Raw genomic sequence first — 12,725 nt, forward strand, 5'->3', positions numbered from 1 at the left:
TTAAAATTATTTATTCCTCTAAATGAATATCTAATCCTAATCCTTTTAATTCATAACATAACACATTAAATGATTCCGGATTATTAGGATCTGGCATAGGATCTCCTTTTACTATAGCTTCATAAGTTTTTGCTCTACCTACAACATCATCTGATTTTACTGTTAACATTTCACGTAAAATATTAGATGCACCAAATGCTTCCAAGGCCCAAACTTCCATTTCTCCAAATCTTTGTCCTCCAAATTGAGATTTTCCACCTAAAGGTTGTTGAGTAATAAGGGAATAAGGGCCTATTGATCGTGCATGCATTTTATCATCTACCATATGTCCTAATTTTAACATATATATAACACCAACTGTAGCAGGTTGATCAAAACGTTCTCCAGTTCCTCCATCAAATAAATAAGTAGTTCCAAATTTAGGAATATTTGCTTTATTTGTATATTCTGTAATATTATCGATAGTAGCCCCATCAAATATAGGAGTAGAAAACTTAACATTCAATTTATATCCTGCTAAACCTAAAACTGTTTCATAGATTTGTCCTATATTCATTCTAGAAGGAACACCTAAAGGATTTAATACTATATCTACTGGTGTGCCATCTTCTAAAAATGGCATATCTTCTTCACGTAAAATACGGGCAACTACACCTTTATTTCCATGTCTTCCAGCCATTTTATCTCCTATTTTTAATTTTCTTTTTTTTGCTATATAAACTTTAGCCATTTTAATAATTCCAGATGGTAGTTCATCTCCTACGGAGATAGAAATTTTTTTATGTTGAAAAATATTATATGCATTTTTTATTGCAATTTCATAATTATGAAATATCTCAGAAATTAAATTATTAATTGTTATATCATTAGTCCAATCATAATGATTAACTATTAAATAATCTTGTATGCTATTTAATAATTTCATCGTAAATATCGTTCCTGATTTGATAATTTCTTTATTATTTTCATAATAATAAATTTTTTTAGATATTTTACCATTTAATATGGAAAATAATTTTTTTAATAATTTATTTTTTAATTCAATAAGTTCTTTATTATATTCTTTTTCTATTTTATCTATTTTGATTTTATCCTGAATTCTAGATTTTTTATCCTTTATACTTCTAGTAAATAATTTAGTATCAATAACAACTCCAAATAAAGAAGGCTCTGCTCTTAAAGAAGCATCTTTTACATTTCCTGCTTTATCTCCAAAAATAGCTCTTAATAATTTTTCTTCAGGTGTAGGATCAGATTCTCCTTTAGGAGTAATTTTACCTATCAAAATATCTCCTGGGTTTACCTCTGCTCCAATTCTTATAATACCATTTTCATCTAAATTTTTTGTAGCTTCTTCACTAACATTAGGAATATCATTTGTTAATTCTTCCATTCCTAATTTTGTATCCCTAACATCTAAAGAATATTCATCAATATGAATTGAAGTAAACCAATCTTCGCTAACTACTTTTTCAGAAATTAATACAGCATCTTCAAAATTATATCCATTACAAGGAATAAATGCTGCTCTTAAATTTCTACCTAAAGCTAATTCTCCATTTTCTGTAGCATATCCTTCACATAAAATTTGCCCTTTTTTAACTATCATTCCTTTTCTAACAATAGGTTTTAAATTAATACAAGTATTTTGATTTGTTTTTCTAAACTTAACTAAATTATACGTTTTAATTTTGGAGTCAAAACTAACTAAATTTTCTATTTTAAGTCGTTTTTGAGAAATAATAATTTTTTTTGCATCTACATAATCTACATGTCCATCATATTTGGCATGAATTAAAATTCTTGAATCTTTAGCTACTTGTTTTTCTAAACCCGTTCCTACAATAGGAGTTTCTGGTTTTAATAATGGAACAGCTTGTCTCATCATATTAGATCCCATAAGTGCTCTATTAGCATCATCATGTTCTAAAAAAGGAATTAAAGAAGCAGATATAGAAGCAATTTGATTAGGTGTTAAATCGATATAATTCACTTCATTAGGAGTTACTATCGGAAAATCCCCATCTTTTCTAGCAATGATTCTATTAGATAAAAAATTTCCATATTGATCTATAGCATTTGCTTGAGCTATAATTTTTCCTTCTTCTTCTTCAGCACTAAAATATTGTATTGATTTCATATTGACTTTTCCATGATTTCCTAATCGATAAGGAGTTTCAACAAATCCCATTGGATTTATTTTTGCAAAAACAGCCAGAGAAGATATCAATCCAATATTTGGGCCTTCTGGAGTTTCTATTGGACATAATCTTCCATAATGAGAATAATTAACATCTCTAACTTCAAATCCAGCTCTTTCTCTAGATAATCCACCAGGACCTAATGCTGATAATCTTCGTTTATGAGTAATTTCAGACAATGGATTAGTTTGATCCATAAATTGAGATAATTGGTTTGTCCCAAAAAAAGTATTAATTACAGAAGATAATGTTTTAGAATTAATCAAATCTACAGGCATAAACACTTCATTATCACGCACATTCATTCTTTCTCTAATTGTTCTAGCCATTCTAGATAATCCAATACTAAACTGTGTTAATAATTGTTCTCCTACAGTTCGAACACGTCTATTAGATAAATGATCTATATCATCTACCTCTCTTTTTGAATTTGATAAAGCATTTAAATGTTCAACAATAGCAATAATATCTTCTTTAGTTAAAACTAAAGACGATTGATTAATATTTAATCCCAGACGTTTATTTAAACGATATCTGCCAACTGGTCCTAAACTATATCTAGTATCAGAAAAAAATAATTTATCTATAACTCCTCTAGCCGTTTCTTCATCTGGCGGATCAGAATTTCTTAACTGTCTATAAATATATTCTACAGCTTCTTTTTCAGAATTAGTAGGATCTTTTTGTAAAGTATTATAAATAATAGAATAATCTTTATTTTTTCCATATTTTTTATGTACTAAAATAGTTTTTATATCATGTTCATAAATAATATTTATTTGTTCTTTTTCTATAAGAATATCTCTTTCAATTAAAATTTCATTTTTTTCCAACGAAATTACTTCTCCAGTTTCTTCATCTACAAAATCTTCATGCCAAATATTAAGCACTCTAGCAGCTAATACTTTACCTATTAAATTATTTATATTAATTTTTTCTATGATTATTTCTTCTGCTAAATTAAATATTTCTAATATATCTTTATCTCTTTCATAACCAATAGATCTAAGCAAAGTAGTCATTGGTAATTTTTTCTTTCTATCAATATATGCATACATGACATTATTAATGTCTGTAGCAAATTCAATCCAAGAACCTTTAAATGGAATAATTCGAGCTGAATATAATTTAGTTCCATTAGAATGATGAGATTGACTAAAAAATACTCCAGGAGAACGATGAAGTTGAGAAACAATAACACGTTCAGACCCATTAAAAATAAATGAACCTGATGGTGTCATATATGGATATGTTCCAAGATAGACCTCTTGATATACAGTTTCAAAATCTTCGTGTTCAGGATCTGTACAATATAATTTTAATTTTGCTCTTAAAGGAATACTATATGTTAATCCTCTTTCCAGACATTCTTCTATTGAATATCTAGGAGAATCTATAGTATAACCTTTGAATTCTAAAACAAAAGAATTTCTAGCATCTGAAATTGGAAAAATTTCATTAAATGCTTTAAACAAACCTTCATTTTTTCTATTCTCTGGTTTTGTATCAATTTGAAAAAATTCTTTGAATGATTGTATTTGAATATCCAAAAAATCAGGATAATCTACATTTCTTTCGACTGAAGCAAAAGAAATTCTATCTGAATTTTTCTTTGTATTCACCTGTATTAACAGTAATTTAAATTTCTAATAAAAATATTTTGCACATTTGAATTTATCTTAATTCAATATTTGATCCTATATCTTCAAATTTTTTTTTGATTATTTCTGCTTCTTTTTTATCTACAGATTTTTTAATTATTTGTGGAATATTATCTACTATTTCTTTAGATTCTTTTAATCCTTTACCAGTGATTTCTTTTACTAATTTTACTAAAGATAATTTAGAATTACCTAAAGATTTTAAAACTAAATCAAAAACATTTTTTTCTTCTTGGTTAGTAGAAATATTATTTCCTATTTTGTCAGCATTTATAGTAGAAGCATTGTTTAATGATGAAGTAATAGTAGTAGGTTCAATGCCATAATCTGTTTTTAACAATTTTGCTAATTCATTAATTTCTTTTACAGTCAAATTAACTAATTGTTCTGCTAATTTTTTTATCATCTTATTATTCAATTTATCTTTATCTTAATCTTATTCAATTTGTCAGTTTTTTTAATGAATCAAAAATTTTAAATAATTGATCTTTACCTAAAGATAACAAAATCTGTTTTATTGGATATTGAATCGAATGAATAAGATCTAAAATTAAATCTTTTTTGGATTTTAAATTAATTAATATATCTAAATCTTTATTTCCAAAATAAAAAGATTCCTCTATATATGCCCCTTTTAAAGAAGGTTTTTCTAAATTTTCATCAATATGAAATTTTTTTATAATTTTAGATGGTATATTTCCTGAATTAGAACATAAAATAGATGTATTTCCTTTTAATAATGGAGACAATGGTAAAAATTTGTTATTTTTTTTAAAAGCTTGTTCTAAAAGAGTATTTTTAACTACTATCATTTTTACATTAATGGTGGTATAAAATTGTTTTCTTAAATTACAAATTTGATTAGAATTTAATCCTGATATATCCATTATATAAATGGAATTATTATTATGTAATAATGAATATAAATTTAAAATATATTTTATTTTTTGTTCCTTTTTCATTATTTTTATTTAAATGCTAAACTTTTTAAAGTTATTAAAATACTATTACTCATAGTAGATGATATATATATTTTATGAATTCCATCAAATGCACTTAGACTCTCTTTACTATTATAAATTATTTGTTTAAATAGTGCATTGGCATTATCTAATAAATAATTGGAAGAAAAAGAAATTTTTCCAATAGAAGAATGTATAATTCCATAATGATCCGATTTAAATGATCTTTTTCCAGATTTAATTTCTTGTATAGCTTTACATGGATCATTAGTTACAGTCTCTAATTTAGGATTTGGCATTAAACCTTTTGGGCCTAATATTTTTCCTATATCTAATAATTTATGCATAATAGATGGAATAGCTATAATAATATCTACATTGGTCCAACCAGATTTAAGTTTATTAATATAATCTAATCCAACATAATCTGCACCAGATTCTTTAACTTTTAGTTCTTGTTCTTTAGGAACTAATGCTAAAATCCTAATATGTTTTCCTAATCCATGTGGAAATTTAATAATACCTTTTAAAATTTGATTTTTATAACGTTTATTGATCTTTAAACGAATAGCAAGATCTATAGAAGAATCAAATTTAACAAAAGTAATTTTTTTAATCATAGATATTCCTTCTTCTAAAGAATATTCTTTTTTTTCTATTTTATTTAAAAATTTTTTTTTATTTTTTGTTAATTTTTTTTTTGTCATTATTATTTTTATTCACATAATATCAATACCCATAGATTTTGCAGTTCCAATAATCATAGAAATAGCAGATTTAATAGAATAACAATTCATATCTTTTATTTTATTATTAGCAATAATTTTAATTTTATCCATACTTATTGTCCCTATTTTATCACGATTTGATTCTTTTGATCCTTTTTTTTTATCTATTAAATTAAGTAATTGAATAGATACTGGAGGTTGTTTAATTATAAAAGAAAAAGATTTATCTTGATAAAGACTAATAATAACTGGGCATAATTCACCTTTCCATTCTTTAGTTTTATTATTATATTGTTTACAAAATTCCATAATATTTACTCCTGAACTACCTAAAATAGGACCAATAGGAGGTGATGGATTAGCTTGACCTCCGTATATTTTTTGAATTTTTATTTTTTTTATCAAATGTTTATGATTTATCATAAAATTTTTTCTATTTGTGTAAAATTTAATTCTAATGGAGTTTTTCTACCAAAAATAAGAACAGATAATTCTAATTTTCTTTTTTCTTGATTTATTTTTTCAATAGTTCCATTAAATCCATTAAAAGGCCCATCTATTACTTTAATAGTTTCTCCAACTAAAAAAGGTAAATTAATATTTACATAATGTTGAGATAACTTGTCCATATTTTCATTGCCTCCTAACCCTAACATTTTATCAACTTCTTCTTTTCTCATAGGAACGGCATCCCCTCCTTTTTTATCACTTAAAAAATTAATTACTCCAGGGACATTTTTGATAGCATGAACAGCTTTTAATTCAAGAAATGCTTCTATCATAACATATCCTGGATAATGAACTTTTTCTCTATGAATTTTTTTTCCTTTTCTCATATGAATCACTTTTTCAATAGGCACTAATACTTTTCCTATGTGTTCTTGAAATCCATTATTTTTTATTTCATGTTCTATATATGATTTAACTTTATTTTCTTGTCCACTAATAGTTTTTAAAACATACCATTTTCTTTTTAAATTTCCCATGTTAATTTTTTTTTTAATTTTAAAAAGAAAAAATTTTTTTTATAAAAAAAATGAAAATTTGATCTACTCCATATAAAAATATGGAGAATAATATTGACATAAAAAATACTACAAAGGTAGTTTGTTTTAAAGTTTTCCAATCAGTCCATGTTATATGATGAAATAATTCATTATATATTTCTATAAAATAAGAAGTTTTTTTCACAAAAAAATAATATTTATTTTTTTGCACGGATGGTAAGAATCGAACTTACGACCTTCGGTTTTGGAGACCGATGCTCTACCTATCTAAGCTACATCCGTGTAAATGTTTATTTATATTTAATTTACTAATTAATAATTGATACAACTTGTCCTGCTCCAACTGTTTTTCCTCCTTCTCTAATAGCAAAACGTAAATTTTTACTTAACGCAATTGGTTGATTTAAAGTAACTTCCATTGATATATTATCTCCTGGCATTACCATTTCCACTCCATCTGCTAACTGAATTTCACCAGTAACATCTGTAGTACGTAAATAAAATTGTGGTCTATATTTATTATGAAATGATGTATGTCTTCCACCTTCTTCTTTTGTTAAAATATATACTTTTGCTTTAAATTTTTTATAAGGATTAACTGTCCCAGGCGATGAAATTACCATTCCACGTCTAATATCTTTTTTTTCTATACCACGTAATAATAATCCCACATTATCTCCAGCTTGTCCATTATCTAAAATTTTTCTAAACATTTCTACTCCAGTTACTGTAGATGTTAATTTTTTTTCTCCAAGCCCAATAATTTCTACTATATCTCCAGTATTAATTATTCCACTTTCTATTCTACCAGTAGCAACTGTACCTCTTCCTGTAATTGTAAATACATCTTCTACAGGCATTAAAAATGATTTATCTATTTCACGAATAGGATTTGGAATATATTCATCTAATACATTCATCAAATCTTTTATTTTTTCAATCCATTTTTTATCTCCATTTAATGCACCAAGTGCAGATCCTTGTACAATAGGAATATTTTCTCCATCGTATTCATACTTGGATAATAATTCTCTGATTTCCATTTCTACTAGTTCTAATAATTCAGGATCTTCTACTTGATCTACTTTATTTATAAAAACAACAATTTTAGGGACTCCTACTTGACGTGCTAATAAAATATGTTCTCTAGTTTGTGGCATCGGACCATCTGTCGCTGCAACAACTAAAATAGCTCCATCCATTTGAGCTGCCCCTGTGATCATATTTTTAATATAATCTGCATGTCCAGGACAATCAACATGTGCATAATGACGTTTAATAGTTTCATATTCTACATGAGAAGTATTTATAGTAATTCCTCTTTCTTTTTCTTCAGGTGCATTATCAATTGCATCAAAACTCTTTTCTTCAGCTAATCCAATTTCTGATAAAACTTTGGTTATAGCAGCTGTTAACGTAGTTTTTCCATGATCTACATGACCAGTAGTTCCTATATTTAAATGTGGTTTATCTCTTTTAAATTTTTTTTTTACCATGATCAATTAATTAAAAAACAAGCCAATGGCGGGATTTGAACCCGTGACCTCTTCCTTACCAAGGAAGTGCTCTTCCACTGAGCTACATTGGCCATAATAAAATCAAGAGCGGAAGACGGGATTCGAACCCGCGACTTTCAACTTGGAAGGCTGATGCTCTTGCCAACTGAGCTACTTCCGCATTTTTTAACAAATGGGGAGAGCAGGATTCGAACCTGCGAAGGCAATGCCAACAGATTTACAGTCTGTCCTCGTTAACCAAACTTGAGTATCTCCCCTACATACACTACAGCATATTTACTATTTAGTCTTTTTTAAAAAGCCGGTAGAGGGATTCGAACCCACGCCCCCGAGATTACAAATCACGTGCTCTGACCAACTGAGCTACACCGGCTTGTTTAATGGATTACTAATAAAAAATCATGTAATCACAAATCTATAGAGATTTTTATAAATCTCAAAAAAATAATAATTTTTTAAAAAAACTTTATTTTTTTAATTTTATTTTTGAAAAAAAATAATAAAATTATTCCTAATGTTATTAATATATCAGCAAAATTAAAAATAAATTGAAAAAATTTTATTTTATATCCTCCAATAATAGGAATATTATAAGGTATATATGTATCAATTATAGGTAAATAAAACATATCTACTACACAACCATTCATGAATGAAGCATATCCTCCTTTTTGATTGAAACAAATAAAATTATTAAAATTAGAAATTTCTGAATATGAAACCCATTTGTGAATTGTGTGATTATAAATAGTTCCAGTATTAAATAATAGTCCATATAAAGCACTATCAAAAAAATTTCCAATAGAACCTGAACATATTAAAACTAAAGGAAAAATTAAATAATTTGAATATTTATTATATTTATATTTTTTATAAAATATTATAATAAAAGATAAAATTATTATAATAAATATTAAACGAAGTATACTTAAATATAATTTTCCACTATATCCAGGTAAAAGATAATATCCATAAGCCATTCCAGGATTTTCTACAAAAAAAATCCAAAAAAAAGAAAAAATATAAATACCAGAGCCAGGAATGAAATGAGTTTTAACATAAATTTTTATAAATTGATCTATTAAAATAGATAAAATACTAATACTACAAAGAATCTTTTTCACAATTTAAATTTTTTTAATTATTATATATATTAATTCTTTACCAAGAATTATTTTTTCTCCTATTTGTTTTACATTATTTTTATTATATTCTTTTATTAATAAATTATTTGATAAAGTTTCTTTACATATATAATTTTTATATTTATTAATAATAAATATTAATTTTTTATTATTTATATAAATTATTATTAATATTTTCTCAGTGACTATACAATTATTAATTTTTCTTAATTTTTGAATATTTCTTATTAAATCTCTGATTATGCCTTCTTCTAAAAGAGAATTGGAAATATTTAAATCTAATGCTACAGTCACATCTTCATTAGATAAAATATCCCAATATTTTACACATTTATTAATGATTTTAACATCTTTAATAGATAACAAAATATTTTGTCCTTTTAAATAAATAGTATATTGTTGATTTTTTTCAAAGTCTTCAATGTCTTTGGTATTTAATTTTTTAATAATATTAGCTATTTTTTGAGTTAAATTTCCAAATTTAGGTCCTAATAAATTATAAGCAGGTTCAATTGTTTTCTTTATTATATTTGAATATTTATTATAAATATTATCAACTATTTCAACATCTTTTATATTAATTTCCATTTTAAAAATATTTGCATATTTTGTAAAATGAATTTTATTTTTTTTGTCTTTAATTCCAATAATAATACGTTGTAATGGCTGCCTGATTTTAATGTTATTTTTTTTTCTGAGTGAAAACACTAAATTAGTAATCCTTTGAATTAAAATCATTTTTTTTTCTAATTGATTATTTATTAAATGATAATTATACGTTGGAAACTTACTAAGATGAACACTTTTAAAATTATCTTGTTTTGTAATAGAATTAAGATCTAAAAATATTCTTTCAGCAAAAAAAGGTATAATAGGGGAGCTTAATTTAGCAACAGTAATTAAACTATTATAAAGAATTTTATATGCTGTTACTTTAGTTTCTGTATAATTTTCCTTCCAAAATCTTCTTCTACATATTCTAATATACCAATTACTCAATTTATTTAAAACAAATGAAAAAATAATACGAACAGCTTTAGTAGGATTATACTTAGAATAATAATAATCCACCATTTTAATCATGGAATTTAATTCAGAAATAATCCATAAATCTAATTCTTTATAATCATTATTTTCCTCATTTTCCTCATTATCATATAATAAAATATTATTATCAATAACATTATAATTAAATCCATCAATATTTGCATAGATTGCAAAAAAAGAATAAATATTATGAAGTGTTCCAAAAAATTTATTAATTACTATATTAATTTCCTTTTTATTAAATTTTAAATTATCCCAAGGTTCAGAACTAAATATAATATACCAACGAATTGCATCTGCTCCGTATTCATTAATTAAATGAAAAGGATTAATAGTATTTCCCTTACTTTTTGACATTTTTTTACCTTTTTCATCTAATATTAATCCAGTAGATAAAACAGTTTTATATGCAATAGAATTAAATAATAAAGAACTAATAGTATGTAATGTAAAAAACCATCCTCGTATTTGATCTGTTCCTTCTGCAATAAAATCTGCTGGAAATAAAATATTTTGATCTATTAATGTTTTATTTTCAAATGGATAATGATATTGTGCATATGGCATAGCTCCAGAATCAAACCAAACATCTATTAACTCTGGATATCTAGTCATAGGCAAGCCATTTTTAGATACTAGAATTATTTGATCTAAAAATGGTGTATGCAAATCTATGTTTTCATAATTTTCATTACTCATATTTCCTGGAATAAATTTATGTAAAACATTTTTTTTCATTAATCCATACTTAATAGATTTTTCTATTTCTAAATATAATTCTTCTATTGAGCCTATTACTATATTTTCTGTCCCATCTTTAGTTCTCCAAATTGGCATAGGAGTCCCCCAATATCTAGAACGAGATAAATTCCAATCTTTTACATTATTTAACCAAGATTCAAAACGTTTGTTTCCAATATATTTTGGAACCCAATGAATTTTTTGATTCAAATTAATCAATTTATTTTTCATGTGATTAGTTCGTATAAACCAAGAATCTAACGGATAATAAATAATTGGTTTATTAGTTCGCCAACAATGTGGATAATTATGAGTATATTGATATGCTTTAAATAATTGATTGTTATCTTTTAAAAGATTAATAATTTGTTTATCTATTGATAATAATTGATGTTCTTGTTTTTGTAAATAAATATTAAATTTTTTATTAAATTCTTGTTTTATATATTTTCCACTAAACATAGTGGGGCAATTTTTTAAGAATTTTCCTTTTAAATCAACTAATGGAACTGGTATATTTTTTTCATTTAATACTAAAATAGAAGGTAAATTATGTTTTATAGCAATTTCAAAATCATCGATTCCAAATGTTGGAGCTATATGAACAATTCCAGTTCCTTCTTTTGTATTTACATAGTTATCTCCATTTACCACTTTAAAAGCATTTTTCTTTTTTGAAGAAGGAAAAGGAGGAAACCATGGAAATAATTGTTCATATTTTGATCCAATTAAATCTTTGCCTTTAAATTTATATAAAATACAATAAGGTATTTTATTATTTTTAATTGATAATTTATTAATATCATTATAATTAATAACTTTATAATATTTTTCTATTGGCAATATTTTATTAATTAAATTTTCATAAAAAATTATATTTTCTATTTTATCATTATTATTTATAGCAACTAATAAATAATATATATCAGATTTAATAGCTAACGCTATATTAGAAGGTAAAGTCCATGGAGTTGTAGTCCATGAAAGAAAATATATTTTACCTACAATATTATTACTAATTTTACTTGGTATTGGTAAAGAATCTTTTTTAGATGTTAATTTAAAAATAGGAGTTAAAGTAGTAATTTCTTTATATGCTCCTGGAAAATTTAATTCATGATAACTTAATCCAGTTCCAGCAGCTGGTGAATAAGGTTGAATAGTCATTCCCCTATATATTAAATTATTTTTATATAATTTTTTAATTAACCACCAAATAGTTTCTATATATTTTGTATTATAAGTAATAAATGTATTATTATGATTTAACCAAAATCCTATTTTTTTTGTAAAATCAACCCATTTTTTTATTGATTTATTAACTAAAGATTTACAAGTATTATTATATGTATTTATACTAATCTTTTTTCCTATATGATCTTTATTGATTCCTATTTGTTTTTCTACACTTAATTCAATTGGTAATCCATGTGTATCCCAACCAGGATTGATAATAATTATTTTACCTTTTAGGGCATAATATCTACAAAAAATATCTTTAATTGTTCTTGCTATAAAATGATGTATACCTGGATCTCCATTCATAGATGGAGGGCCTTCATATACAATATATAAAGACTTTCTACTATGATTAGAAATATTTTTATATTGAAAACGTTTTTGAAAAAAATTATTTTTTTCCCAAAAAAATAAAATTTCATTAGAAATTTTATTTAAATCTAAATTATTATATTCTTTAAATTTTATATTCATAAA

Annotated in this window: 10 protein-coding genes and 5 tRNA genes; all 15 read right to left on the reverse strand. The window is 24.6% G+C overall.

What is annotated here, in order from left to right:
* Positions 1 to 10 precede the first annotated feature (10 nt).
* Positions 11 to 3,823: a DNA-directed RNA polymerase subunit beta gene (rpoB, locus tag H0H38_RS02075; protein WP_185872647.1), complete on the reverse strand. Its 3,813-nt coding sequence runs from the start codon at positions 3,821 to 3,823 to the stop codon at positions 11 to 13.
* 52 nt (positions 3,824 to 3,875) lie between these two features.
* On the reverse strand, positions 3,876 to 4,268 hold the full coding sequence (gene rplL / locus H0H38_RS02080; RefSeq protein WP_185872648.1) for a 50S ribosomal protein L7/L12: 393 nt from the start codon (positions 4,266 to 4,268) through the stop codon (positions 3,876 to 3,878).
* 34 nt (positions 4,269 to 4,302) lie between these two features.
* Positions 4,303 to 4,824, reverse strand: a complete 522-nt coding sequence (rplJ, locus tag H0H38_RS02085; RefSeq protein WP_185872649.1) for a 50S ribosomal protein L10 — start codon at positions 4,822 to 4,824, stop codon at positions 4,303 to 4,305.
* A gap of 5 nt (positions 4,825 to 4,829) precedes the next feature.
* A complete protein-coding gene (rplA, locus tag H0H38_RS02090; RefSeq protein WP_185872650.1) occupies positions 4,830 to 5,531 on the reverse strand; it encodes a 50S ribosomal protein L1 in 702 nt (233 codons plus the stop codon).
* Positions 5,532 to 5,543: 12 nt separating this feature from the next.
* Positions 5,544 to 5,975, reverse strand: a complete 432-nt coding sequence (rplK, locus tag H0H38_RS02095) for a 50S ribosomal protein L11 (RefSeq protein WP_185872651.1) — start codon at positions 5,973 to 5,975, stop codon at positions 5,544 to 5,546.
* Positions 5,972 to 6,538 (reverse strand): transcription termination/antitermination protein NusG, encoded by a 567-nt coding sequence (gene nusG, locus H0H38_RS02100; protein WP_185872652.1) that lies wholly within the window; start codon positions 6,536 to 6,538, stop codon positions 5,972 to 5,974. The genes rplK and nusG overlap by 4 nt, the downstream gene beginning before the upstream one ends.
* Positions 6,539 to 6,557: 19 nt before the next feature.
* Positions 6,558 to 6,743 carry a preprotein translocase subunit SecE gene (gene secE, locus H0H38_RS02105; RefSeq protein ID WP_185872653.1) on the reverse strand — a complete coding sequence of 62 codons (186 nt, stop codon included), beginning with the start codon at positions 6,741 to 6,743 and terminating at the stop codon, positions 6,558 to 6,560.
* Positions 6,744 to 6,767: 24 nt separating this feature from the next.
* Positions 6,768 to 6,841 (reverse strand) — tRNA-Trp (locus H0H38_RS02110).
* A gap of 26 nt (positions 6,842 to 6,867) precedes the next feature.
* Complete coding sequence (tuf, locus tag H0H38_RS02115; protein WP_185872654.1) at positions 6,868 to 8,055, reverse strand: elongation factor Tu; 1,188 nt, start codon at positions 8,053 to 8,055, stop codon at positions 6,868 to 6,870.
* Between the two features lie 20 nt (positions 8,056 to 8,075).
* Positions 8,076 to 8,147 (reverse strand) — tRNA-Thr (locus H0H38_RS02120).
* 15 nt (positions 8,148 to 8,162) lie between these two features.
* Positions 8,163 to 8,236 (reverse strand) — tRNA-Gly (locus H0H38_RS02125).
* A 13-nt stretch (positions 8,237 to 8,249) separates the two neighbouring features.
* Positions 8,250 to 8,333, reverse strand: a tRNA-Tyr gene (locus tag H0H38_RS02130).
* A gap of 42 nt (positions 8,334 to 8,375) precedes the next feature.
* Positions 8,376 to 8,449: transfer RNA gene (locus tag H0H38_RS02135), tRNA-Thr, on the reverse strand.
* 82 nt (positions 8,450 to 8,531) lie between these two features.
* On the reverse strand, positions 8,532 to 9,200 hold the full coding sequence (locus tag H0H38_RS02140) for a signal peptidase II (protein WP_185872655.1): 669 nt from the start codon (positions 9,198 to 9,200) through the stop codon (positions 8,532 to 8,534).
* A 3-nt stretch (positions 9,201 to 9,203) separates the two neighbouring features.
* A complete protein-coding gene (gene ileS / locus H0H38_RS02145) occupies positions 9,204 to 12,722 on the reverse strand; it encodes an isoleucine--tRNA ligase (protein WP_185872656.1) in 3,519 nt (1,172 codons plus the stop codon).
* Positions 12,723 to 12,725 lie beyond the last annotated feature (3 nt).

Origin of the sequence: Blattabacterium cuenoti (assembly GCF_014252355.1) — a bacterium.
Lineage (GTDB): Bacteria > Bacteroidota > Bacteroidia > Flavobacteriales > Blattabacteriaceae > Blattabacterium > Blattabacterium cuenoti_AD.

Bases quoted from the DNA above. Each gene is read 5' to 3' on its own strand.
- rplL (WP_185872648.1), bottom strand. From the start codon at position 4,268: ATGATAAAAAAATTAGCAGAACAATTAGTTAATTTGACTGTAAAAGAA.
- rplJ (WP_185872649.1), bottom strand. From the start codon at position 4,824: ATGAAAAAGGAACAAAAAATAAAATATATTTTAAATTTATATTCATTA.
- rplA (WP_185872650.1), bottom strand. From the start codon at position 5,531: ATGACAAAAAAAAAATTAACAAAAAATAAAAAAAAATTTTTAAATAAA.
- rplK (WP_185872651.1), bottom strand. From the start codon at position 5,975: ATGATAAATCATAAACATTTGATAAAAAAAATAAAAATTCAAAAAATA.
- nusG (WP_185872652.1), bottom strand. From the start codon at position 6,538: ATGGGAAATTTAAAAAGAAAATGGTATGTTTTAAAAACTATTAGTGGA.
- tuf (WP_185872654.1), bottom strand. From the start codon at position 8,055: ATGGTAAAAAAAAAATTTAAAAGAGATAAACCACATTTAAATATAGGA.
- ileS (WP_185872656.1), bottom strand. From the start codon at position 12,722: ATGAATATAAAATTTAAAGAATATAATAATTTAGATTTAAATAAAATT.